The sequence below is a fragment of the Nitratireductor lacus genome, from assembly GCF_056431025.1.
On record NZ_JBWKMB010000008.1, the window covers coordinates 87,295 to 112,409 of the forward strand.

Sequence of the window (25,115 nt, forward strand, 5' to 3'; positions counted from 1 at the left end):
GGCACATGGGCAAGCCCGCGATTGCGCCGCAGACAGGACTGCTCCTGCAGTTTCCCCCGGTTGGCACAAACGAAACTGCCCTCCGGCGGGGCTCATGCCGGAGGGCAGCGCTGCAACAACCCTGTCTGGATCATAGATGAAGCATCGGAATAGCCCGAAAACCGGATTCCACTTTTCGGTCCGATGCTCTAGAACAGGGCTGCGGTCTTCTGCAGCGTTATCCAGACACCCCACAGAATGGGGATGCCGACGATGGCCCAGGCGGCAAGCGCCTTGCCATCGAAACCACCCCTGCCGATACCGAACGAGCCGGTCGGGCCTGCATCGGCAGCCGCCGATTTCGCCTGAAGCCTGGCGACCTCCTCATCCGACATGTACCACTTGTCCGAAAGCGGCTTGACCAGCATGTTGCAGATCAGACCGAGGAGGAGCATGCCGGCCAGGATATACATGGTGAAGTCGTAGACCTGCTCGCGCGGAATGCCCGCATTGAGCTGCGCTTCACGAATGTAGTTCACCACGACGGGACCGATGATGCCGGCAGTCGCCCAGGCCGTCAGAAGACGGCCGTGAATGGCGCCAACGAACTGGGTGCCGAAAATATCGGCCAGATAGGCCGGCACCGTGGCGAAGCCGCCGCCATACATGGACAGGATGATGCCGAACATCAGGACGAAGAGCACCTGGCTGCCCATATGCGCGGCCGAAGGGGCGAGCGCATAGAGCACGATGCCGATCAGGAAGAACGCGTAATAGGTGTTCTTTCTGCCGATCCTGTCGGAGAGCGACGCCCAGAAGAAGCGGCCGCCGATGTTGAACAGCGAGAGCAGACCGGCAAAGCCCGCGGCAATCGCGGCAATGGCGCTCTTCTGGGATGCGTCGAGTTCGTTGAATGTCAGTTCCGGCATGCCGAGCAGGCGTCCGCCAAAAATTTCCTGAAGCATGGGTGAGGCCATGCCGATCACACCGATACCAGCCGACACGTTGAGGGTGAGAACCGCCCAGATCAGCCAGAACTGCTTCGTCTTGTGAGCGTCGCGCAAATGGACATGGCGCGACGTGATCATGGATTTCGCGCTCTTTGCCGGCGGTGTCCAGCCTTCCGGTCGCCAGCCGGATGGCGGAATGCGATAGCCGAAGGCACCGCCCATCATGAAGACGAAATAGATGGCGGCCATGACCAGAAAGGTCTGCCAGACGCCAACGGAGCCCGCGGTCTTGAACGTGTTCATGAGCATGTCGGCCAGCGGGGCGCCGATCATCGCACCGCCGCCAAAGCCCATAATGGCCATGCCCGTTGCCATGCCCCTGCGATCCGGAAACCATTTGATCAGCGTCGAAACCGGCGAAATATAGCCGAGCCCCAGGCCGATGCCGCCGATCACGCCGGCGCCGAGCCACATAAGCCAGAGCTGGTGAAGCATCACGCCAATGGCCGCAACGGCGATGCCGCCGCACCAGCAGAAGGCCGCGACCACGCCCGCCTTGCGCGGGCCGGCGCGTTCGAGCCAGCCGCCCCAGATCGCCGCCGCCGAGCCGAGCAGCACGAAAAACAGCGTGTAGATCCAGCCCAGATCAGAAACGCGCCAGTCGCAGCTTGTGGTGAAAAGCGCGCTGATGAGCGTCATGTCCTCGCAGACCACACGCTCGGAAATGCCGATGGCCTGGGTCAGCGGCAGCCAGAACACGCTGAAGCCATAGGCCATGCCGATGCAAAGATGAATCGCCAGGGCCGCCGGCGGAACAAGCCAGCGGTTGAAGCCCGGCTGGGCAATGATCCTCTCCCTGTCCATAATACCGCCGGCGGGGGCGCCGGATAATGTGTCACTTGCTGCGGACATAAGTCTCCTCCTCCTGCCGGGTTTCCCGGCAGCCGTCCTGCTGGTTATTCGTTCGAAAATTCCCGATTGATGCCGACACGCCGCCCTCCGCGACAGTGGCTTCCGGGTCAGGCCCCGGTCATCGATAGCGTCCTCCTCTTACCTCGCCTGGAGGTAAGCAATGGTCGTGCCAGATGACTGATGTGAACGATTTCAGATATTTATCGGCTGACAGATCAGATCAATGGACAGTTTGTCCAAGGCCGTCGGACATTTTGTCCGAGGCGCTTGGAGCATCGGACCGAAAAGTGGAATCCGGTTTTCGGGTTATTCCGATGCTCCACTATTAGTCTAGATCGTCCTTTGTGCGTCCGGATGGACGCACGGCGATCTAGCGCGCCTCCGGCAACCAGATCGTAAAACAAGTGCCCTCGCCCGGCCTGCTCTCGACCGAGATCTTCCCGCCCTGACGACTGATCAGCGTCTGGCTGATTGAAAGACCGAGCCCGGTCCCCTCCTGCCGCTTTGTGGTGAAAAACGGATCGAACGCCCTGTCGAGCATTTCGGGCGTCATGCCGACGCCCGTATCCGAAACCGCGATAACGAGCCCCTTGTCTCCGTCCTGCTCTTCATCGCGCGTGGCGAGCGAGAGAGAGCCTCCGTCAGGCATCGCATGGACGGCATTGACGATCAGGTTGACGAGAACCTGCTGGAGTTCCGTGCGGTTCATCAACACAAGGCGGGTCGCGCGATCTTCACGCATGACCACGATTTCTGCCTTGTTGAGAAGGTGCTGCACCAGTGGCAACGTGTCGGAAATCACATCCGTCGGGGCGTGACGCTCCAGAAAGCCCGCATATTCCTCCGGCTTGGCAAACTGAAGCAGCTTGGTGACGATCTGGCTGATCCGGTGGATCTGTTCATCGAGCAGGCGAAATTCCGTCCGCGCCTCATCCGCGCGATCCCCCATCACCTGACGCACCACTTCAAGATTGCCCTGTATGACGGCGATTGGATTGTTGATTTCATGGGCAACGCCGGCCGTAATCTCGCCAATCGCAGCGAGTTTTTCGGACATGATGAGCTGCCGGGTCGTGGCCTCAAGCTGCCGGTTGGCGAGCCGCAGCTCGCGCGTGCGCTCTTCCACCCGGGCGTTCAACTCCTCGTTCCAGGCGCGCAATTGCCTGTCGCGTTCCTGCAGCTGCTCAAGAAGCAGGTCGAGATGCTGCGCCACCCGGCCGATTTCGTCGTCGACGCCACGAATGCCCGTGCGTGCGCCCAGGTCCCCGCCTTCAACCTCCGAAATCGTGCCGGCCATGCGCTCAAGCGGCTTGAAGATCGAGCGGGCCCAGCGCAGGAACAGCGGAACACTCAATGCGGTGATCGCCAGAAAGGCGATGGCGATCGTCAGCAGCGTCGTATACTTCGCTTCCGTGAAGGGCGCTTCCAGAAAGCCGACATAGAGCATGCCGACGCGCCTGCCGTAGCTGTCGGTGATCGGCTCATAGGCGGAGATGTACCAGTCATTGACGACAAAAGCGCTGTCGAGCCAGACGCGCCCCTGACCGAGCACTGCCGAGCGGACGATGCTCGAAACGCGTGTGCCGAGGGCCCTGCGCCCCTCAAAGAGCCGTACATTGGTGCTGATGCGCACATCGTCGAGGAACAGTGTTGCCGTTCCCTGGCTTCCCTCCGGCAGGCTCGCTTCGCGGTAGACGAGATCATTGATCGTGTCGATGAAAACGAGATTGCGGTTCAGGAGATTGCCGCCGACAAGGGCGGCCGGGCTGCCATCGGCAAGACGCACCGGCGTTGCCGAATGAACGACCATGCCGCGCGTTTCAGCCGCCCGGTCGGTCGGCACGGCATTGGGCGTTGGCACCAGTTCCAGCCGGGCACGCGCGGCGAGTGCGGGCGCGATTGCGGTCAGTTCCTCGCCCGAAAAGATATCGATCCCGGTAGACGCCTCTCCTGAAAGCGCCCTTTCGATGATCGGCCAGTCAGACCGTGGAGCGCCGGCAAGCTTCGGAGCGGATGTTACGACCCTGCCATTCGTGGGGATCAGATAAAGAAAATCGAGATCGAGCGCGCGGCGATGTTCTTCCAGGAGCGCTTCCAGACCGCCGCCTCCGGCCTCCACGATATCGCGGAACCTTGCCGAGCCGCCAAGGGCCGCGATGCGTTCACCGGTGTTTTCAAGAAGCCGCGCGAAATACTGGTGCGCGATGGTCAGATCGCCATTGACCTTGGAGATCAGGGCTGCGTCGAACTTTGCGTTCCACCGATAGACCGCCATGCCAAGAAGCAGGGGCAGGATCACGAGCGTCGGCAAAAGCGCAATCACAAGCAGGCGAAAACGGACCGAACGTCCCTGCCCCCTGCGCCGGTCCGGCTCTAATCGGTCAGACATTCCAGGCCGCGCATTTGCGGTCGATTGTCTTGCGGGAAACACCAAGCTGGCGCGCGGCAGCCTCACGGTCGCCGCCCAGCCGGTCGAGCACGGCCAGTATGTGCCGGCGTTCGATATCGGCAAGGCTCTCGCCACTGGTACCGCTTTGCTGCATTGTACGAATCCCGCCGCCGAAATCGTCAGGGAAACGACCCAGGATAAGCGTGCGTTCGACAAGATTGCGCAGTTCGCGCACATTTCCGGGCCAGGGATAGGCCGCAAGGGCCGATCGTGCATCTGCCCCGATGGAGACTTTCGGCGTTCCCAATTGCTGCGACAGCTTGGTCATGAACAGATCGGCGAGTTCCTGCACGTCCTGGCCACGATCCTTGAGCGGCGGCAGGTGGATCCGCATGACGTTGATGCGAAAGAACAGATCGGCGCGAAACTGGCCGGCTTCGACCAGTTTTTCGAGTTCGGCATTGGTCGCGAAGACGAAGCGCAGATCGACAGGGATTTCGCGCTCCGAGCCCACCGGCCTGATCCGGCGATCCTCGAGCACGCGCAAAAGCTTGCTCTGCGTGGCAGGCGGCAACTCGCCGATTTCGTCAAGAAACAGCGTTCCGCCCTGAGCGTGCATGAAAAGACCTTCGCGGGCCGTGTCCGCCCCGGTGAACGCACCCTTCAGATGACCGAACAGCTCGGTTTCGATCATGTCCGGCGGAATGGCGGCGCAGTTGACGGGGACGAAGGGTTTGTCCGCCCGGTCCGACAGCGAATGAAGCGAGCGCGCGGCGACTTCCTTGCCCGTGCCCGACTGACCGGTCAGAAGCACCGACGTCGGCAGCGGTGCAACGCGTGCAATCGTCTCCCGCACATCGCTGATCGCTTTGGAGCCGCCGATCAGCTTGTCGCGCAGCAGAACGTGATCGGAAGTGGATTTCAGTTCGTAGCGCAGGACGTAGTTTTCGCGCTGGAGGCGCATCTGGTCGAGACAGCGCGCCACGGCGTTCAAAAGCTGGTTGGAGCGGAATGGCTTCAGAATGAAATCCACGGCGCCGGCACGCAATGCCTGGATGGCGGTCTCCAGATCCGCATAGGCCGTCATGAGAATGGCATTGGAGAAAAAACCGATGGCGCGCTGCTCGGCGAGCCAGTCGACACCATTCTTGCCCGGCATGATGTTGTCGAGGATCACCACGTCATAATGGTTGGTGTCGAGCTTGCGCGATGCCTCTTCGGTGTCGGCGGCCTCGTCGAGACGCTTGCAGCGGGGACCGAGCGTACGCATGAGAAAATTCCGCATGCCCGGCTCGTCATCGATCACGAGGATTGAGGCCTGTGCCAGCCATGGGCCGAATTCCGGGTCCGCAGCCATGTTGCGTGGCGCTCTTGCAGCCTGTCCGCTTGCCATATCCTCCCGATCCCCCTCCGGTGTTGAGCCGCATGATTAGCCAAGCTCCCCTGGAAAGCAAATAGGGTTCCGCCTACTCTCCACCGCCGGCCTGAAAGGATTTGCGCCACTGGTCCAGAAACGCCCTGCGCTTGGCCTGATCGAGGCCAACCAGAAGTGCTGGAGAAAGCGCTATGGGCCGGAATGCGGCCTCTCCCGCTGTCGGTCCGGACCCGGTGTCGATGAGATTGAGCATTTCGGGACCGTTGAGCGATGAAAACAGGCGTGACGGTCCGGAGAGAAGCCGTTGTCCGGTATCAGTCAGCGCAAGTGCGATCAGGGCGTTGGCAGCACGCTTGTTGCGCGCGTGACGCGAGACGAATGCAGCGCGCGACAGGGCAAGCGTATAGTCGGACGGAAAGATGATGCCTATCCGCGGGTCTTCTTCCTGGCGGGCAAGGGCATAGGAGCCCAGAACGTTGTAGCCGAGCACCAGACGCCCGGTGCGCACACCGTCGATCACCTCGGAACTGCAGCAGAAAAGTTTTGCCTGATTCTGCCCAAGGCTTTCCAGCAACCGCCCCCATGTGGAAGCCTGCGCGGCATCCTCGAATGCGAAGATGTATCCGACGCCCGAGCTCTCGATATCGTAGGTGCCGATGCGGCCGCGAAAGCGCTCTGTCTGGCGCAGAAGGTCGACCAGTTCAAAACGATTGCGGGGCACTTCCCCGGGTCTCAGTCCCTGCCTGTCATAGACGATGACGGCGGGCTCGAAGGTCAAGCCGACAAGCTCGTTGCGCCAGGAAGCCCAGTCGGGCAGATCCGTCGGCAGGCTGAAGCGGAACGGCTCCGAACAGCCATCGTTGACGAGGCGCACCTGTTCGGGAATGGCCGACGAAATCACCGTATCGGCGAAGAATGTCCCGGCTTCGCAGGCCTCCGCAACAGCCGCATAGAGATCGAGGCTGGTCATCTGACGATAGACAACCGCCGTCGAGGGATTGGCGCGCTGAAATTCGCGGATAAGCGGCTCGATGAAGACGAGATCCGTCACGCTGCCGATAACCAGGGCCTCGCTCCCCTCGCCGGTCGCTTCAAACAGCGTGTCTTCAGCCATGCCCGCCGTCGGCGCGAACGACATGAGGAGCAGAACAAGGCCGGCAATCAGGCGTCTCATGGCGCTTCCGCTCCTTCCCGTGCGAGCGGCAGATCGAGGCTGATGGAAAAGCCTCCGGCGCCGCGATCCAGCATGATGCGCCCATGGTGGAACTCCGCCACCTCCCGCACGATTGCGAGCCCCAGCCCGGCGCTTTCCGGCTTGTTGGGATTGATTGCGAAACGGTGGCCGATATCCGCGGGATCGCTGGCGGGCAGCCCCTCGCCCCGATCTGAAACGGCGATGCGTGCGCGGTCGTCGCTCAATGCGACCACGAGATCGATGGGCGGCTTGCCATGCGCATGAGCGTTGTTCAACAGGTTCTTGACCGCTTCGCGCAGGCTGAACGCATCTCCATGCACCATGACGGGCTCTTCCGGCAGATCGAGCCGTATGCGCGGCTTTCGACCACCCACAATCTGAACGAAATCGCGTTCCGCGCCGACAGCGATACGCCGGAGATCGAGTGGTTCGAGGCGGGCGGTGTCGGCGCGATGCGTCACGAGCGCATGGCTCAGGAGCTGGTCCGTCAGGCGGTTCAGACCGATGGCGCGGCTGCGAATGCGGCGGTGCAGCGCTTTCAGCCGCTGCGGGTCGTCTTCATCCAGCGCGAGTTCGCTATGCGCCCTCAGGGCGGTGATGGAGGTGCGTATCTGATGGGCGGAATCGGCAACATAATCCTGCATGGCACGCACACGCCGGTCGAGACGGCCCATGAACCGGTTGATGGAGGCCACCAGCGCCGACACCTCGTCGGGCGCATGCATGGAAAAGGGCGAGAGATCGAGAGGATCCCGCTCGAGAATCGCCTTCTGAATGCGTTCCAGCGGCCGCATGGCATAGCGCATGGCAAGCAGCGCCAGGATAAGGATGGCAAAACCGGCACCGGCAATGACCGCAACCGCCTGTGTGGCCATGCTGCGGGCAAGTTGCTCGCGGCTTCCGGTCGTGTGCGCGACAACGATGTATATGTCGCCGCTCACCGCGCGTTCGGCAAGCCTGCGCAACATGGCAAGCGCGCGCACCCGCTCGCCGCCGAAATCCACCTCATAGGCAAAACCGCCTTCGGGGATCGTATCCGCCTCGGGCATCGGAAAGTCCTCGTAACCCGTAAGGGTCGTCCCGTCAGGTTGCGCGACGCGATAGAACACACGTTCGTCCTTGGCGAGCGACAGGAGTTCAAACGCCGAAACAGGTATGTCGACGCGCACCTCGCCCTCGATAACGAAGATGCGCTCCGCAATCTGCAGCGCGGCCCCCTGAAGCAGCCGGTCGAACGCCTCGTTGGCCGCCTGCCGTCCATAGCCATAGGCCGCATAGATGGTGGCGCCGACAGCCAGCGTGAGCACCAGGGTGAGCGAGATCGTCAGGCGATAGGCGATCGACAGGCTGCGACCGGGCACGGCCTGACGCACGGGATGCGCCATCAGGTCCCCGGCTCCATCGTAACCGCCTGATAGCCGAGGCCGCGCAATGTCCGGATTTCAAGGCCCGATCCCTCGATCTTGCGCCGCAGGCGCCCGACATAGAGTTCGACCGCGTTTGGATTGCGTTCTTCGTCATGGCCGAACAGCCGCGTCAGCAGGTCTTCCTTCTCAAGCACCCGATCGCGGTTGGTGAGAAAGATCTCCAGAAGTGTCTGCTCCCTCCGCGTCAGTTCGCAGGGTTCTCCATCGATCAGGACCCGGCGGGCGGCCATGTCGAAGGTGAGCTTTCCCACGGTCAGTGTGCGGTCGGCATCGCCGCTGCGCCGGCGGATGATCGCGCGAATGCGCGCTTCGAGTTCGCCCAGATCGAACGGTTTGATCATGTAGTCGTCGGCACCCAGATCAAGCGCATCGATCTTGTCGTTCACGGCAAGCCTGGCCGTCAGCACAAGCACCGGCACGCGGTTTCCCGCTGCCCGTAGCTTTTTGAGGAACGCAATCCCCGAGCCGTCCGGAAGGTTGATGTCGAGCACGATCAGATCGTAGCGTGCCATGGCAACGAAATGTTCCGCATCCTCCAGCGTTTCAGCGCGATCGCTCACATGGCCGGCTTTCTCAAGCCGCCGCTCTATGGCTTCGGCGACATCGCGCGTGTCTTCAACAATCAAGAAATGCATTTTTCCAGACAATGACAGCTTGTTGACAGGCTTACCCTATAGGCTCTCATTCGTCATGAGAACAATCTCGTGTCATACCGTTCCGGCCAATGGGAGGGCGGCGGTATTAAAAGTTTGAGGAAGATTTCGCCATGTCTCGGTGGAATCACTCAAGGAGGAGAAAATCGATGAAAAAGCTGCTCGGCCTCGCGGCCGTCTTCACGCTCGCATCCAGCCTGTCGGCGTTCGCGTTCGAACCGAACAACACCGAATGCATCGCCCCCGCCAACCCGGGCGGCGGCTGGGATTTCACCTGCCGCCAGGTCGGCAAGACACTTCAGGATCTGAAGCTTGTGCCCGGCACGATGCAGGTTTCCAATGTTGCCGGCGGTGGCGGCGGCGTTGCCTTTGCTGAAGTGGTCGGCAAGCGCAATGCCGAGAACAACCTGATCGTCGCCGCCTCTTCGGCCACCGCCACCCGCCTCGCGCAGGGCGCCTTCCCCGGCAACACCATGGACCAGGTGCGCTGGGTAGGTTCGGTCGGTGCGGATTACGGCGTGATCGCGGTTGCCAAGGATTCGCCGATCAACACGCTCCCCGAACTGATGGACAAGATCAAGACAGATCCCTCCTCGGTATCGGTCGCGGGCGGCTCCGCCGTTGGTGGCTGGGACCACCTCAAGGTTCTTATCGCTGCGTCCAAGGCCGGCGTCGAGGATGTTCGTCAGGTGAAATACGTTGCCTTCGACGGCGGCGGCGAGGCTGTGACGCAGCTTCTGGCCGGTTCCGTCCAGGCGTTCACGGGTGATGCCTCGGAGGCCAAGGGCTTCGTCGATTCCGGCGACATCAAGGTGATTGCCGTTCTCGCCCCGGAACGCCTCGAAGGCGATTTCTCGTCCTTCCCGACGGCAAAGGAGCAGGGTATCGACGTGATCGGCGCCAACTGGCGCGGCTTCTATGCGCCCGGCGACATGTCGGATGACGCCTACGCCTTCTGGGTCGATGCCGTCAGCAAGGTCTATGCATCCGACGAATGGAAGGAAGTCATGGCGCAGAACGGCCTCGCCCCGCTCAACCTGCAGGGTGAGGAGTTTCAGGCCTTCGTGAAGGAATCCATCGCTTCCATCACCGATCTGTCGAAGCAGATCGGCATCGTGAAGTAACACGCGACGGAACTCACTCGGGCCTGCCGGGACATCCCGCAGGCCCGAATTGTATCAAGAACAATCAGGGGAGCGCGTCCGTCATGAGCGACCGTATCTTCGGGGTCTTCGGCTTCCTTCTCGCCGCCTTCTATATCTGGCAGGCAACGCAGATCGAGCTGAGCTTCATTTCCGATCCGTTCGGACCAAAGGCCTTTCCATTCATGATCGGCACCGTGCTGGCGATTTCCAGCGCGATCATCGTCCTAAAACCGGACACCGAGCCCGAATGGCCCACTTTCTCACGCCTTTTCGAGATCGGCATGGCCACCGCGGTGATGGTCGCCTATGCGCTGTTTCTCAAGGAATACGGCTTCGTCGCCTGCACCGCTGTTGCGGCGAGCTATCTCTCCTGGCGCCTGGGCTCCCATCCGGTAGCTGCCTTCACCGCCGGCGTGATGATTGCCGTCGGCATCTATGTCATTTTCCATCTCGTCCTGGGGCTGTCGCTGGCACGCGGCCCCTGGGGCTTCTGAGACGGGAGGCCCTCCATGGACACACTCGCTTCACTCGCAGACGGATTTGCCGTCGCGCTCACCTGGCAGAACCTGTTTCTGGCTCTGATCGGGTGCTTTCTCGGCACCATTATCGGTGCGCTGCCGGGGCTCGGCCCTTCAAACGGCGTTGCGATCCTCATACCGCTCGCCTTCACGCTTGGCCTGCCGGCCACGCCAGCGCTCATCCTTCTGACCAGCGTCTATTATGGCGCCATGTATGGTGGCCGTATCTCGTCAATCCTGCTCAACATACCAGGCGACGAACCGGCCCTCATGACAACGCTCGACGGGCACCCGATGGCGAAGGCGGGCAAGGCCGGCGAAGCGCTTGCCATTTCCGGTCTCGCCTCCTTTGTCGGCGCCTTCTTCGCCACATGGGGGCTGGTCTTCCTGGCACCGCAGCTCGTCAAGGTCGCGCTGCTGTTCGGACCGGCCGAGTATTTCGCGCTGTTCGTGCTGGCCTTTGCCACGCTTGGCGGCATTGCAAGCCGAAACCAGGCAAAAGCGGCGCTCGCCGCCGTTCTCGGACTGGGCATCGCCACCATCGGCGTCGATGGCCAGACGGGCGTTCCGCGCTTCTCGTTCGGTGAAGTGCATCTTTATGACGGTATCGACTTTCTGGTCGCCATCGTTGGCCTGTTCGCACTCTCGGAGGTTTTCATCTTTCTGGAACACCGGGCCGGCGGCGGTGCCGACGACAAGGCCGTGAAAGTGGGCCGCATCGTGCCGCCATGGAAGATGGTGCGCGAGACGATTCCCGCCATGGGCCGCTCGACGATCTTAGGCTTCATTGCAGGCGTGCTGCCGGGAGCCGGTGCCTCGCTCGGCTCCTTTATCTCCTACACGTTCGAAAAGCGCATCTCCGACCGCAACGGCACGTTCGGAAAGGGCGACCCGCGCGGCGTGGCAGCACCTGAAGCCGGCAATAATTCGGCGGCTGGCGGTGCTCTGGTGCCGATGCTGGCGCTTGGCGTTCCCGGCTCCGGCACAACGGCCGTCCTGCTCGCCATGCTGCTTGCGCTCAACATCACGCCCGGCCCCCTGCTCTTCCAGCAAAACCCGGATGTGGTCTGGGGCCTGATCGCCGCGCTCTTCATCGGCAACATCATGCTTCTGGCCATGAACCTGCCGCTGGTCTCGCTGTTCGTGCGGGTTCTTCTGATCCCGACACGCTATCTGATGCCCGCCGTGGCGATGATTTCCTTCGTCGGCATCTACGGCATTTCCGGCTCCACCTTCGATCTGGTGGTGATGGTCATCTTCGGTGTGATGGGCTGGGTCCTGCGCAAGCTCGACGTGCCGCTGGTGCCGATCATTCTCGGCGTGTTGCTCGGCGACCAGATGGAGAAGAATCTGCGCCGCGCCATGACCATTCATGATGGCGACTGGACCATGCTGTTCAACTCGTGGCTGGCCATCGGCCTCTGGACCTTTGCCATTGTGGGCTTTGTCCTGCCGCTCATCGTCGGCCGCTATTTCCGGCCGAAAATCGCCGATGAACCCATCGCGGAAGGCGCCGATCCCGACTGACCGGCGCTTTCAGATCAACTGCCCGAGGCGGCGTGGCTCCTGAGCCGCGCCGTTCTCAACGTCAGGAAACCCGTTGCAAGAACGATGATGGCCGCGCCGATCACCGTGTTGAGGCTGGGTATTTCACCGAAAAAGACGTAGCCGACAAGCCCGGAAAGAATGAGGCTCGAATAGCCGAGCGGCCCGAGAAAGCCGGCATCGCCCAGCCAGTGGGCGCGCAGGAAACAGAACTGCGCGGCCTGCGAAAAAACGCCCACCGCCAGAAGAAACGGCCAGTGCCCCGCGGCGACCGGCTGCCAGCCCGAGAGCGCCGGCCACGCGGTGATCAGCGAAAGCCCACCCGTATAGAACAGCATCATGACGACCGGTGGCGTTCCCTTGAGCTGCCGTGTGACGATGATGGCGCCGGTTCCGGCCAGAACGGCAGCGAGTGCAGCCAGAAGCGCCGGCGTCCACGGAACATTGCCCGGACTTGTCGCAATGAACGCGCCCACGAGGCCCAGCCCTGCCGCCAGCCAGCGCGAACCGGAAACAGCTTCGCGCAGGATCAAAGCCGAAAGCGCCACCAGAACCACCGGCCGCGTGAAATTCATCGTCATGTAGAGTGCGAGCGGCAGATGCGCGACCGCGTAAAACCCGCCCGTCAGCGCCACCGCTGAAAGAATGACACGGAACACATGCAGTGGCACCCGGTCGATCCGTGTCAGCACGGCGGGCTGGCGCGCAAGCCATGGCAGGATCAGGCCAAACCCGACCAGGGCGCGCAGGAAGACGAGTTGCCACGGCGGATAGCCGGCGCCCATCGCCTTGACGATCGATATGGCCCAGATGTTCAGGCCCATATCCGCCAGAAGCCATGCGCCGGCGCGCAGATTGTCCTTTGCCGTAACCGCCGCGCTCACGGCCTGGCCACGAGGTTTGCCATCAGGCGGAACGCGCCCGGCACAAGCTTCTCCATCTGGTGGTGCAGGATGAGCGCCACATGCGTGTGCCGCCCCTGGCCGATGCGGGCCGAGAGAAGCGCGCCCTCATGTGCCGCCTCATCGGGATCGGCCATGGAGAGAAGAGGTTCATAGGCCTCATCCCAGCTTTTGGCAAAATAGAGACCCCGCTCCTTGTGCCAGTCCTTCCAGTCCTCATCCGTGATGCGGTTTGGCGTGTTGAGCAGCGGATGCTCGGGCAGGAGATGCGTTACCTGCGCATTCTCGTCGGTCACGCGCCAGCGCAGCGATGGCTTGCCGATCTCCAGCCGGCGTGGCGGCACCGTCTCCGGGTCCCAGTCGTCCCACGGGCGATGATAAAGCGTGAGGAGATTGCCGCCATTCTCCACCCAGCGATGCACCAGCGGCATGGCATTTTTCAGCGCCGGTCGCGCACGCATCGCAAAGATGCCCACCACCAGCGTGTCGATGTTTTTAAACCCTTCTTCCGTGAGATCGCTGTCCGCAAGTTCCGTCACATCGAGGCCGAGAGCCCTGAGCCAGTGACCCACGCGGTCGTTGCCGCCACCGACATAGCCCACCCGCACATCCGGGAGATCCACGTCCAGAACCCGCACCGACAACTGGGCCGGAAACGCGCGTGCGCGTTCACCTATATGTGGATAGGCTATGCGTTTGACCGTTTCTGCAGGCGTTTCGTCAATCTGCAGGGAAAGGTCGTAGAGGCCGGTCGCAATGTCATTCGGTGCCTCCACAAGGAAGCCGCTTGCAACGGCCGTCGCGGACCACTCGGGAGGCGTTTCCAGCCATGCCTTTCCCCCATGCGGGAAAAGCTCGGAGACGCGCAGATCGATCTTGCGGGTGGCTGCCGCCGCATTGATCAATGCACGGTCGGGGGCAAGCGTCGCTGACCGCGCAGGAAGCACGACCGGTGCCCGCTCGAGTGGCAGAAGCGTTTCTGAAGAAACCCCATCGACGGTCACGCCGACACGGATGGCCGGAAGGCGCGCCACACCGGGGCGGTAGAAAGCCGGGTAACAATCCGTGCTTTCGGAATCAACCGGCACATGGACAACCCCATCCGTAAAGCGCCAGCCCTTCGGCAGAACCGGCGCCACCTCCGCGACCGGCCCGGAGCTTTCAATTGCCAGCGCGACACTGTCGCCTGGACGCAGAACATCACGTTCGAGCGTTGCGCGTACATCCACGCCACTGGCAATCCGCATGACGTGAGACAGCTGGATTTCCTTGGCCGCGAGGCGGTGCTGCACCTCTTCACGTGCTTTGCGAGGGCAGGCATCGCGTGCCTTACGGACCGCCTTGAGGGCCGAAGCCGCCTGACGCGCGACCTCCTTCATATCCGGAAATGCTGCGAATGCGGCCTCGCAGGCCGCCTGCGCCATTTCGAGATGGTCGGCAATCTCAGATGCGCCGGCAAAGGACGCCAGGTCGGCAAGCGTCGCAGGCAGCCCGTCCGTGATCTGCTTGTCCGGCCCGTCCACCTCGGAACGCACCAGATGCAGCGGCCAATCGCGCTCTTTACCATTCGGCACCCAGCGACCCATCCCCTGCGTCAGATGGAAAGCGCGCGACTGTTCACCGATCTGCGCCCAGCTCCAGCCCGTTACCGGGTCTTGTCCGGTGCCCTTAACCGTCAGCGTGGCGCTGGGCGGCGGCAGATCGTCATCGTAATTGTCTCCCGCCCCCGACCACGCCGGAAGATAAAGCTTCTTCACCTGCCAGACAGGCAGGTCCACGCCCGGGAATGCCGGATCGGCGGCAGCGCTCATCACGTCATGGGCAAGCTCGGTCATCGCGCGGTGATGCCCGTGCTGCCCCGGAACATCCAGGAATGTGGGGCAGATGATATCCGGTCGCTCCGTGCGGATGATCTCGACAAAGCGTTTGAGCGTGCGTTCGCGACCCCATTTTTCAAGTGTCTCGGTGCCGCGTTTCGAAAACCCGAAATCGAAGATCGTGTCGTCGGGCGTTTCCGATAGCCAGTAGAGATTGAGGTTCAGCACATCGGCGGCGCGCTCCATTTCCGCCGTGCGCACCACGCCCAGATCATGTGTCACCTCCGAGCCGATGGCGTTCTGCCCGCCCTCGCCGCGATTGGCGCAGGCAAAGGAGAGCGCAATGCCGTCGCGCAGGGCCAGAGCCGCAAGCATTTCCGACGTCTCGTCGTCGGGATGCGCGCCCGTGTTCATGAAGGAGACGCACGACTTCAGCGGTGCAAGGGCCTGCCAGAGCCTGACGATGCGCGGATTGCGCACCTGCGCGGCGATACGCTCCTGATCGGAAACGGGCATTTGTGAACCTCCCAGAGAATCAAGTTTTTGCGGCAATGCGCGGAGTGATGGTGTCGTGAATGACGAGTGCTGCCCCGCCGAGCGCGGCTGTGAGACGCCCACAGGCGCCGCGCTGGACACGCGGCGTGACCCGCCCGGCCCGCGCGGCGACGGAACCGCCGGGAAGTTCGAGCGACGCAATGAGGTGATCGAGAACCGCATCCGGCATGGCACCGCCAAGAATGACGGTTTCGGGATCGAAAAGGTTTTCGATCAGGCCAACGGCCTGCGAAAGCGGACCTGAAGCCTCATCGATCCACTCCATTAAATGCGCGTTGCCCGCATTGTAGAGGTTTTCGATGTCGGAAGCGCTGCCGATCTCGATGCCCGCATCCGCGAGCCTGGTGCGCGCAGCGATGCGGCTGGCATAAGTTTCGAGGCAGCCATGATTGCCGCAGGCACAAAGACGCCCGCCGGGCCGGACAATGACATGGCCGATCTCGCCGGCATTGCCGAACGCCCCGCGCTGAACCTCGCCATCTGCTACCACGCCAAGGCCAAGCCCTGCCCCAAAATAGATGAAGCAGAAAGTGCGCAATCCCGTTGCGACGCCGCGCACGCGCTCGGCCACGGCAGCAGCCGTCGCGTCGTTTTCCACAACCACGGGCATGTCGAGCGCTTCCTGGAAAACGGCAATGGGATCGCTGTCCTCCCAACCATGAAGCGCCGACTGCCCGGCACCCGATATGCCAACCTTGCCGAACGGGCCCGGCATCACCACGCCAGCGCCCAGAATCTTCTGGGTCTTGCCACAACGCCCCTCGAGCGCACTGGCACGGATACGCCGGGCAACGGAAACAACCGTGGAAGGAGCATTGTCCGGCAATGCCTCGCGGGTGGTGAACAGCGTCTCGCCTTCGAGGTTCACCAGTGCGCCGAACATCGCGTCCGGCCTGACCTCGATGCCGAGCGCCACCGCGCCGTCCGCATTGAGCCGGTATTTCAGAACCGGAAGGCCCCGCCCCTCCGACTGCCGCCCGGCTTCGATCAGAAGCCTGTCTTCCTCCAGTTCGGCAATGATGTTGCTGACCGCCTGAATGGACAGACCCGAGATGCGTGCAATCTCCGCACGCCCTATGGGCTGCCGTTCACGCACGTGGCCAAGCACGACCTGGCGGTTGTGCAGGCGCGTGCGTTCAGCATTCGATCCTACGATGCGACGGGGGCTACTGATCTTCATATGCGCTTATTAATTCAACTTACTTGAATATTCAACTTGATTGAGTTAATCGTCAGCGAATGGACATGCCGCCTCATCGAGACGGATGAACAGAGGGTGACTGCTTTGCCAGACAGGATTTGGCTGGCGATCAAAGGGAGCAAACAGAATGAAACGCAACAGACTACGGACCTTCATGCTGGGTGCCGCTACGGCAGCCATGACCATGGCTGCTGGCGCGGGTGGCGCATCAGCGGTCGAGATCGAGTACTGGCAGTATTTCTTCGAAGCGCGCGTCGATGCGATGGACAAGCTGATCGAGAATTTCGAGGCAGCCAATCCCGACATCACCGTCAAGATGACGCATTTCCCCTATGACAGCTATCGCACCAAGGTAGCCGCTGCCATTCCGGCCGGTCAGGGCCCCGACGTCGTCCAGCTCTTCTATGGCTGGCTGAACGATTATGTAGAAGCCGAGCTGATCCAGCCGCTGCCCGCCGACACCTTCCCGCCGGAAAAGATCGAGGAAGACTTCTTCCCCATGGTCAAGGCCATGCGGATGGGCGACAGCTACTGGGCGCTGCCGACTGCCGTGCGCTCGCTGGCGCTGTTCTACAATGAGCGCATGTTCGAGGAAGCCGGCATCGAGAACCCACCGGCCAATCTCGACGAATTCGTTGAAGCCGCGAAAAAACTAACCAAGAAGGACGGTGCCGGGAACCTTACCGCCGTCGGCATCACCACCGGCATGACCGCGCAGGACCATCACTGGATCCGCGAAGTGTTGATCCGCCAGTTCGGCGGCGAGCCCTATCTGGATGATTACAAGAAGGTCAACTACAACAACGAGGCCGGGCTGAAAGCCTTTGGTTTCTATAATGATTTGCAGGCCAAGCATGGCGTGACCAAGGCCGCCTTCATGGATGAGCCGCAGGCCGCCTTCAAGGCCGGTCGCGCCGGCATGCACATTGACGGCTCTTTCCGCATCGGCGCGCTTGAAAGCGTGCGCGGTCTCAAATGGGGTGTGGCCGAGCTTCCCGCCGGGCCCGATGGCACCAAATCGAACTATTCCTCCTACTGGGTGAACGCGATCACCTCCAAGGCGGAAGGCGAGAAGTTCGATGCCGCCGTCAAGTTCATGGAGTACCTCACCTCCGACGAGGCCATGCAGATCTGGCTTGAAACCGTCGGCGAACTGCCCGCAAAGCCGTCTGCCGCCATGACCGACGAGAACGTCAGTCATCCGGTCTATGGCCCCTTCATCAAGGGTCTGGAATACGCAAAGACCACCGTTTTCGCCAATGAGAGCGCCCAGCGCCAGACTATGGTGGACATGATGCAGCGCATCGAGCTGCAGGGTCAGGCGCTTGAAGAGAGCGTCGCGCAGGCCGCCGGGGAAGAGCAGAAAATCCTCGACGAATACTACAAGAAATAAGGCCTTTGGGGCGTCCGGTCCGCCGGGCGCCCAACGAAATTCGGGACGGGGCCATGCGCTTTTACAACAATCTCACCATCTCGCAGAAGCAGATCGTCTGGGCCTGGATATTCCTTGCGCTGCCGGTTCTCTTCTACGTCGTCATCCGCTTTTATCCCACAGCCAACGCGTTCGTCCTTTCCTTTCAGGAATGGAACCTGCTCGGCGACCGGAAATATGTGGGCCTTGAAAACTACGCCAAGCTGTTCAGCGATCCGGTCTTCTGGAAAGTGTTCAAGAACACTTTCATGTATCTGATCCTGGGTACGCCGGTCAGCCTCGTCCTGTCCTTCATCATCGCCTATCACCTCGACAAGGTGCGCTTCATGCACGGCACCATCCGTGCGCTCTATTTCCTGCCCTTCATGACAAGTGCGGTGGCCATGGCCTGGGTGTGGCGCTGGTTCTACCAGCCGGTCCCCATCGGCGTGTTCAACAATTTTCTGGCAAGCTTCGGCATCAGTCAGATCGAGTTTCTGAGCTCGACGACCAACGCCCTGCCCTCTGTTCTGGCCTGCGCGGTCTGGGCCGGTCTCGGCTTTCAGGTCATCATCTTCATGGCCGGCCTGCGCGCCATTCCGCAAAGCTATTATGAAGCTGCGCGCATTGATGGCGTGTCCACCTGGACGGTTCTCACCGAGATCACCATCCCGCTTCTGAAGCCCACCATCGTGTTCCTGGTCGTTTTCTCCTCAATCGGCTTTCTGCGGATCTTCGATCAGGTCTTCAACATGACCACCAACAATCCCGGCGGTCCGCTGAACTCCACCAAACCGCTGGTGCTCCTGATCTACGACACCGCCTTCAACGGTTTCAACATGGGCTATGCGGCGGCGCAGACCGTCGTGCTCTTCACCATTCTGCTGGTCGTCAGCCTGATCCAGCTTCGACTTTTGAAGGATAGCTGACATGGCCAGTCAGGACATTGCAGTCAAAGCGTCCACGGACGCGCTTTTCTCCGGTTCCTCGCGCAGTTCGCGGCGCAATATGGGCCAGTTCATCCGCTGGGCGCTTCTGTTCGGCGGCGGCATTCTCATGATCATGCCCATCGTGTTCATGATCTCGACCTCGCTGAAATTTCCCTTCGAGGTCTACAATCTGAACCTGATCCCCGAAGAGCCGACGCTCGAGAACTACACCTATGTTCTCGAAGACGGGCGCTTCTACGGCTGGTTCATCAACTCGCTGGTCATCGCCATCGTCACCACCGCGTCGGCCGTCTTCTTCGACGCGCTGGTGGGTTACGCGCTGTGCAAGTTCAGGTTCCCCGGCCGCTATCTGGTCTTCATCGCCATTCTCTCAACGCTGATGATCCCGACCGAGATGCTGGTCATCCCGTGGTATCTCATGAGCAAGAGTTTTGGCTGGCTCGACACCTATTGGGGCATCATGTTCCCGGGCGTCATGACCGCCTTCGGCACCTTCCTCATGAAGCAGTTTTTCGAGACCGTGCCCGACGATTTCCTCGAGGCCGCGCGCATCGACGGGCTGAACGAGTTCCAGATCTGGTGGCAGGTGGCCATGCCGCTGGTGCGCCCGGCGCTCGCTGCCCTTGCGATCTTCGTCTTCCTCGGCAACTGGACCGCCTTCATCTGGCCGTTGATCGTCACCAATTCGGTGGAGATGTACACGCTGCCGGTCGGCCTTTCGAGCTTCGGCGACGAGGTGGATGTGGCCTGGGAACTGATCATGACGGGTGCGGCCATCTCCACGCTGCCGACGCTGGTCGTCTTCCTCATCTTCCAGCGCTTCATCATTCGCGGCGTTGTCATGGCCGGCCTCAAGGGATAAGCGCACGATGAGCCTCAACGAGAAATTCCCTCACCCCGTCTACAAGGATACGGTGCTCGCGCCGCTCTTTGAAGGCGTGAAGGCCAACTATGTGGGTGCGTTCCGCGCCATCAACCGGGCGCATCTGGTGATGCTTACGGAGAGCGGCATTCTCGCCCACGAAGATGCTGCCCGCATTGCCGGTGCGCTCGTCGATATTGACGAAACGGTCGATATCGATGCCCTCACCTATACCGGCGAGGTGGAAGATTATTTCTTCCTCGTCGAGGCGGAGCTCAAAAAGCGGCTTGGACCGGATCTTGCCGGCATGCTGCACACGGCCCGTTCGCGCAACGACATGGACCACACGGTCTTCAAACTCACATTGAAGCACCATGCCGACACGCTGATCGGCAAGGCGCACGCGTTGGCCTCCGCTCTGATCGCCAAGGCCGAGGCCGAGCGCGACACGCTGATCGTTGCCTACACACACGGCCAGCCGGCACAGCCCTCGACCTTCGGCCACTACCTGTCGGCCGCCGTCGAGGTGCTTCTGCGCGACATCGAGCGCCTTCAGGCGGCCCGCGCCAATATCGACCATTGTCCGATGGGTGCTGCCGCCATCACCACCAGCGGCTTCCCCATCGACCGCGCCCGCATGGCCGATCTGCTGGGCTTTTCCGGGCCGCTGCGCAATTCCTATGGCTGCATCGCCTCGGTTGACTATGTCACCGGCCTCTACAGCGCGATGAAGCTCAGCTTCCTGCATCTCGGGCGCCTCATCCAGGACATGCAGTTCTGGTCGGCCTTCGAGGTGGGGCAGCTTCATGTGCCCGGCAGCCTTGTGCAGATTTCGTCCATCATGCCGCAAAAGCGTAATCCGGTGCCCATCGAGCATCTGCGCCATCTCGCCTCCATGACCTGCGGGCGCGCGGACGCGGTCATCAACACGATGCACAACACGCCCTTCACAGACATGAATGACAGCGAGGGCGAGGTTCAGGTGGCCGGCTACGCGGCCTTCCAGAGCGGCGCACGCGTGCTCGACCTTCTGGCAGCCCTGATCAGCGCCGTCTCCATCAATGGCGAACGGGTCGCAAAAAACATCGATGCCGCCTGCATCACGGTCACCGAACTGGCCGACACGCTGGTGCGCCGCGAAAACCTGTCCTTCCGGCAGGCGCATGAGATCGCCGCCGCCACGGCCCGTGCCGTGATCGCCGCCGGCAAACCGCTCGGCGAAGGGTTCGAAGCGTTCTCAGCCGCGTTCAGGGAACTGGTCGGGCGCGACAGCACGCTCGACCCCGCAGCCTACAGCGAGGCCGTCAGCGCGCGCCATTTCGTGGCGGTGCGCGAGCGTTTCGGCGGTCCGGGCCCAGACGCCATGAACGAGGCGCTTCAAACCTATCGCGCCACCCTCACCCGCCTTTCAGAACAACAGGCAGCGGACCTTGACCGCGCCGAAAAAGCCGGAGCCGCGCTCGATGCCGCCTTCGGCGCTCTCTTGCAGGAGTAGACCCTTGGCCACCTTGTCCCTTCGCAATCTCGTCAAATCCTATGGCAAGGTCGAGGTGCTTCACGGCATCAATCTCGACGTGGCCGATGGTGAATTCGTCGTCTTTGTCGGCCCATCGGGTTGCGGCAAATCCACCACTCTGCGCATGATTGCCGGTCTTGAGGAGATCAGCGGCGGCGAAATCCACATCGGCGAGCGCCTCGTCAACAATCTGGAGCCCAAGGAGCGCGACATCGCCATGGTGTTCCAGAACTACGCCATCTATCCGCACATGTCGGTGCGCAAGAATATCGGCTTTGGCCTGCGCACGTCCAAGCTTTCGAAGGAGGCCAAGGACAAGCGCATCGACGAGGTTGCCGCCATTCTGGGCATGACCGATCTCCTGGAGCGCCGCCCCAACCAGCTTTCCGGCGGGCAGCGCCAGCGCGTCGCCATCGGCCGCGCCATGGTGCGCGATCCAGCGGTCTTCCTGTTCGACGAGCCGCTCTCCAACCTCGATGCGCAACTACGCACCCAGATGCGACTGGAAATCAAGAAGCTGCACCAACGCGTTGGAAACACAATCATTTTTGTGACGCACGACCAGGTGGAAGCCATGACCATGGCCGACCGGATCGTCATCATGAAGGATGGCTATATCCAGCAGGTCGGCACGCCGCTCGAGGTCTATCACAAGCCGGCCAACACCTTCGTCGCCCAGTTCATCGGCGCACCATCCATGAACATGCTGCCGGGCAACTGGGCCGGAAAAGGCGTGAAGCTCGGTGATGGGCTCGGCATAGACCTGCCCGAACGCAGCGCCTCGGAAGGGGCCGACGTGATCCTTGGCATCCGGCCAGACGATCTCGTTGTCACCGGCGGCAACGGGCTTTTCTCGGGAACGGTCAACATTGTCGAGCCGCTCGGTGCGGACACGCTCGTCTATGTCGGCGTCAACGGCCATGAGGTGATCGCAAAGGCTTCCGGCCGCGAACCGCCGAAAGCCGGCGACACGGTCAAGCTGACGGCGAATGCCGGCGAAATGCACCTGTTTGACGCCAAATCCGGGGAGGCGCTGCCGTGAAGCAAGCCGACCGGGCAGGCCGCGTCCTGAGCGTGGGCCGGCTTTACTGCGATCTCATCTTCACCGAATTGCCTAAAATGCCAACGCTGGGTGAAGAAGTGTTCGCGGGCGGCCTGTCCATCAAGCCGGGTGGCGGAGCATTCATCACGGCTGCCTATGTCGCGGCCCTCGGGCGTCCGGTTTCGCTGGCCTCCGCGCTGCCTTCCGGGCCTTTTGCCGCCGCACTGATGGCGGAGCTGGAAGCCAGCGGCGTCGATCTTTCGGCGTCGCAAGCCATGCCCGATACGCTCGACCCGCAGATCACCGTTGCCATGACATCGGGCACCGAACGCGCCTTCCTGACGCGCCGCGCCGGGCCCGCCGTGCCGGAAACATTTGCACAAGCCATCGCCAGCGGCGACTTTGCCCATCTCCATATCGGCGAGCTCGCCACGCTGGTGGAAGCTCCTTTCCTCATCGAGCAGGCGCGTGCCGCCGGGCTTTCCATCTCGCTCGACTGTTCCTGGGACGATGCGGTTCTTGCACGCGACGATCTCGCCGCGCTGATCGGAGCCGTGGATATTTTCCTGCCCAACGAAACCGAGGCGCAGCGGCTTGCCATTTCCCCGGAAAAGAAGCCGCCCGCACCGCTCACAATCGTCAAGCGCGGGCCGGAAGGGTCCATGGCTATCAGCGCCGAAAACACGGTTTCAATGCCGACGCAGCCCGTCAATGTAATCGATTCCACGGGGGCCGGAGACGCGTTCAATGCCGGTTTTATCGATGCCTGGCTTTCCGAAAAACCGATTGAACAATGCCTTGCAGCCGGCAATCGCTGCGGGGCCGAAGCCGTCATGCGGGTTGGCGGCGCAACCGACCTGCCCGATCTGAGCGCACTGGTAAAGGCGGCCTCCTAGAAAGAGGCTGCCTCCACCTCTTCGCCTGCCCTTTCCTTCAACCGAGCAAAACTCATGGCGACATGGGCGCGGCGTATCTGCCCGACGCTTTCGAGCGCCCCGCAGGCCACGGCAGCGGCAATGTCGGAGACTTCGCGCAGGAAAAAGCCGATCTCGCTTGCAAGCGTTTCTTCTGTGCCATCCTCGCCGGCGGCGCGCTTCAGCCAGATCCTCGTCGTCTGGTAATAAAGCCGTTCGGAAAACTCCTGCAGAGGCTCATTCTCCGTCAGCGTCATCAGGAGATGGAAAAAATCCATGTTGAGCTGCGCGAAGGCACGCTGGCTGGGCGTTCCGACCAGTTCCTCGCAACGCGTCTTCATGGTCGCGAAGGCGCGTTTGGCGTCTTCATCGGGCTCTGCCGGTGAAAGCTTGCCAATCAGCTCGGAGAGTTCCACACGCAGGCGATAGACCTGTTCGAGCGAGGCAATGTCGATGTCGGTCACGATGGTGCCCACGCCATGGACGGAGCGCAGATAGCCCTCGTCTTCGAGCCTCGCCAGAACCCGGCGGATCGGCGTTCGGCTGGTGTCGAATTCCTCGGCGAGGTCCTCTTCGCGCAGCCGCATGCCCGGCGGATAGTCGAGCAGGCAGATGCGTTCGCGCAAAAGCGTGTAGATCCTCTCGAACCGCGCGCGCGCCTCGCCTGTCATCGCTCTCGCTCCATCGCGGTCAGCTCACCTTCCTGCCCAGCCGTTCAAGCATGCCAAGGCATTGGTCGAGCTGTTCCAGCGAAACGAATTCATCCGCCTTGTGGGCCTGCTCGATGGAACCCGGCCCGCAGATGACGGAGGAAATCCCGGCTTTCTGGAAGAGCCCCGCTTCCGTACCAAACGCCACCACTTCCGCCTCGGTGAGGCCGGTAAGCTCCGAAATGATCTGGCGTGCTTCCGATTCGGTCACCGGCTCCAGCCCGTCCACCTCCCCGATCACATGGGTCACGATGTCCGCGCCCTCGAACACCGCTTGCATGGCCGGTTTCAGCTCGGCTTCGACAAAAGTGCGGATGCGATCTTTCACAAAATCCGCATCCTCATTGCGCACCGGGCGCATTTCCCATTCCACGGCGCAGTGGTCGGCGATCACATTGCGCGCCGCACCGCCCGAGATCGTGCCCACCTGAAGCGTCGTCCAGGGCGGATCGAACCGGTTGCCGAGCGGCGCCTGCGTCTTCAGCTCCTCGGCCAGCGCCATGAGCCGCGTGATATAGCGCACCGCATATTCAACCGCGTTGACGCCGCGCTCAGGCGAAGAAGCATGGCCGGCAAGGCCGCGAAATTCGGTCGTGTACTCGAAGCAGCCCTTGTGGCCTTCGATGATGCGCATCATGGTCGGCTCGCCGATGATGGCGACCGATGGCCGGAGTTCGGTCCGCTCCAGTTCCTCCACGAGCGCACGCGCGCCAAAACACCCCACCTCCTCGTCATAGGTGAAGGCGAAATGGAGCGGCCGTTTCAGATCCAGCTTGGCAAAATGCGGCGCCATGGCAAGCGTGCAGGCGATGAACCCCTTCATGTCGCAGGTGCCACGCCCATAAAGCCTTCCATCCGCCTCGCGCAGGGCGAAGGGATCGCTCGCCCAGTCCTGCCCCTCCACCGGCACCACGTCGGAATGGCCCGAAAGCACGATGCCGCCATCCCCTTCGGGCCCCAGCGTGGCGAACAGGTTTGCCTTGTGCCCGCTCTCGTCCAGCGTCATTGAAAGCCTTGCCCCGAGCGCGCTCAAGAGTTCGCTGGCATAGGCGATCATCTCCAGATTGCTGTCCGCCGAAATGGTGGGAAACCCCACCAGATCGGCCAGAATGCGTGTCGAATTTTCCAGCGTTTCAGACCGCATGGA

General features: G+C 61.9%; 20 protein-coding genes. 9 read left to right on the plus strand and 11 right to left on the minus strand.

What is annotated here, in order from left to right:
• Window positions 1-188 precede the first annotated feature (188 nt).
• The 6 genes from AC07E3_RS08635 to AC07E3_RS08660 all read right to left on the minus strand — a co-directional run bounded on the left by AC07E3_RS08635 (window position 189) and on the right by AC07E3_RS08660 (window position 8,862).
• Entirely contained in the window at window positions 189-1,841 is a 1,653-nt protein-coding gene (locus AC07E3_RS08635) for an OFA family MFS transporter (protein ID WP_336064975.1), read from the minus strand.
• A 370-nt stretch (window positions 1,842-2,211) separates the two neighbouring features.
• Window positions 2,212-4,230, minus strand: coding sequence for a sensor histidine kinase (locus AC07E3_RS08640; protein ID WP_478361209.1), 2,019 nt, complete (start codon window positions 4,228-4,230; stop codon window positions 2,212-2,214).
• A complete protein-coding gene (locus tag AC07E3_RS08645) occupies window positions 4,223-5,623 on the minus strand; it encodes a sigma-54-dependent transcriptional regulator (protein WP_478361211.1) in 1,401 nt (466 codons plus the stop codon). Before AC07E3_RS08645 ends, AC07E3_RS08640 begins: the two co-directional genes overlap by 8 nt.
• A gap of 73 nt (window positions 5,624-5,696) precedes the next feature.
• A complete protein-coding gene (locus AC07E3_RS08650) occupies window positions 5,697-6,779 on the minus strand; it encodes an ABC transporter substrate-binding protein (RefSeq protein WP_478361213.1) in 1,083 nt (360 codons plus the stop codon).
• Entirely contained in the window at window positions 6,776-8,185 is a 1,410-nt protein-coding gene (locus tag AC07E3_RS08655) for a sensor histidine kinase (RefSeq protein WP_336064983.1), read from the minus strand. The genes AC07E3_RS08650 and AC07E3_RS08655 overlap by 4 nt, the downstream gene beginning before the upstream one ends.
• Entirely contained in the window at window positions 8,185-8,862 is a 678-nt protein-coding gene (locus tag AC07E3_RS08660) for a response regulator transcription factor (RefSeq protein WP_336064985.1), read from the minus strand. Before AC07E3_RS08660 ends, AC07E3_RS08655 begins: the two co-directional genes overlap by 1 nt.
• Window positions 8,863-9,029: 167 nt before the next feature.
• Here AC07E3_RS08660 and AC07E3_RS08665 point away from each other — a divergent pair, with 167 nt between their 5' ends.
• The 3 genes from AC07E3_RS08665 (at window position 9,030) to AC07E3_RS08675 (ending at window position 12,070) form a co-directional block, all read left to right on the plus strand.
• Entirely contained in the window at window positions 9,030-10,004 is a 975-nt protein-coding gene (locus tag AC07E3_RS08665) for a Bug family tripartite tricarboxylate transporter substrate binding protein (protein ID WP_336064986.1), read from the plus strand.
• Between the two features lie 83 nt (window positions 10,005-10,087).
• The gene (locus tag AC07E3_RS08670; protein WP_336064990.1) at window positions 10,088-10,519 is read left to right on the plus strand and encodes a tripartite tricarboxylate transporter TctB family protein; all 432 of its coding nucleotides are present in this window, start codon (window positions 10,088-10,090) and stop codon (window positions 10,517-10,519) included.
• Between the two features lie 15 nt (window positions 10,520-10,534).
• On the plus strand, window positions 10,535-12,070 hold the full coding sequence (locus AC07E3_RS08675; RefSeq protein WP_336064993.1) for a tripartite tricarboxylate transporter permease: 1,536 nt from the start codon (window positions 10,535-10,537) through the stop codon (window positions 12,068-12,070).
• 14 nt (window positions 12,071-12,084) lie between these two features.
• Here the strand turns inward: AC07E3_RS08675 and AC07E3_RS08680 are convergent, their stop codons facing one another.
• The 3 genes from AC07E3_RS08680 to AC07E3_RS08690 are packed head-to-tail and all read right to left on the minus strand — an operon-like array spanning window position 12,085 to window position 16,542.
• On the minus strand, window positions 12,085-12,972 hold the full coding sequence (locus tag AC07E3_RS08680; RefSeq protein ID WP_478361216.1) for a DMT family transporter: 888 nt from the start codon (window positions 12,970-12,972) through the stop codon (window positions 12,085-12,087).
• Complete coding sequence (locus tag AC07E3_RS08685) at window positions 12,969-15,323, minus strand: PIG-L family deacetylase (protein ID WP_478361218.1); 2,355 nt, start codon at window positions 15,321-15,323, stop codon at window positions 12,969-12,971. Before AC07E3_RS08685 ends, AC07E3_RS08680 begins: the two co-directional genes overlap by 4 nt.
• Window positions 15,324-15,342: 19 nt before the next feature.
• A complete protein-coding gene (locus AC07E3_RS08690) occupies window positions 15,343-16,542 on the minus strand; it encodes an ROK family transcriptional regulator (RefSeq protein ID WP_336065003.1) in 1,200 nt (399 codons plus the stop codon).
• A 148-nt stretch (window positions 16,543-16,690) separates the two neighbouring features.
• On the opposite strand from AC07E3_RS08690, the gene AC07E3_RS08695 reads away from it, so the two are divergent.
• The 6 genes from AC07E3_RS08695 to AC07E3_RS08720 are packed head-to-tail and all read left to right on the plus strand — an operon-like array spanning window position 16,691 to window position 23,240.
• Window positions 16,691-17,956 (plus strand): extracellular solute-binding protein, encoded by a 1,266-nt coding sequence (locus AC07E3_RS08695; RefSeq protein WP_336065006.1) that lies wholly within the window; start codon window positions 16,691-16,693, stop codon window positions 17,954-17,956.
• Between the two features lie 53 nt (window positions 17,957-18,009).
• On the plus strand, window positions 18,010-18,903 hold the full coding sequence (locus AC07E3_RS08700; RefSeq protein WP_090326116.1) for a carbohydrate ABC transporter permease: 894 nt from the start codon (window positions 18,010-18,012) through the stop codon (window positions 18,901-18,903).
• Window position 18,904: 1 nt separating this feature from the next.
• Window positions 18,905-19,786, plus strand: coding sequence for a carbohydrate ABC transporter permease (locus AC07E3_RS08705; RefSeq protein ID WP_478361223.1), 882 nt, complete (start codon window positions 18,905-18,907; stop codon window positions 19,784-19,786).
• Window positions 19,787-19,793: 7 nt separating this feature from the next.
• Entirely contained in the window at window positions 19,794-21,281 is a 1,488-nt protein-coding gene (argH, locus tag AC07E3_RS08710; protein ID WP_478361225.1) for an argininosuccinate lyase, read from the plus strand.
• Between the two features lie 4 nt (window positions 21,282-21,285).
• Window positions 21,286-22,344 (plus strand): ABC transporter ATP-binding protein, encoded by a 1,059-nt coding sequence (locus AC07E3_RS08715; protein ID WP_478361227.1) that lies wholly within the window; start codon window positions 21,286-21,288, stop codon window positions 22,342-22,344.
• Window positions 22,341-23,240, plus strand: coding sequence for a carbohydrate kinase family protein (locus AC07E3_RS08720; RefSeq protein WP_478361229.1), 900 nt, complete (start codon window positions 22,341-22,343; stop codon window positions 23,238-23,240). Before AC07E3_RS08715 ends, AC07E3_RS08720 begins: the two co-directional genes overlap by 4 nt.
• Here AC07E3_RS08720 and AC07E3_RS08725 read toward each other — a convergent pair.
• Together AC07E3_RS08725 and argE are read right to left on the minus strand one after the other, a co-directional pair.
• Window positions 23,237-23,929 carry a GntR family transcriptional regulator gene (locus tag AC07E3_RS08725; protein WP_478361231.1) on the minus strand — a complete coding sequence of 231 codons (693 nt, stop codon included), beginning with the start codon at window positions 23,927-23,929 and terminating at the stop codon, window positions 23,237-23,239. The genes AC07E3_RS08720 and AC07E3_RS08725 overlap by 4 nt on opposite strands.
• A gap of 19 nt (window positions 23,930-23,948) precedes the next feature.
• A complete protein-coding gene (argE, locus tag AC07E3_RS08730) occupies window positions 23,949-25,112 on the minus strand; it encodes an acetylornithine deacetylase (RefSeq protein ID WP_478361233.1) in 1,164 nt (387 codons plus the stop codon).
• Window positions 25,113-25,115: the final 3 nt, after the last annotated feature.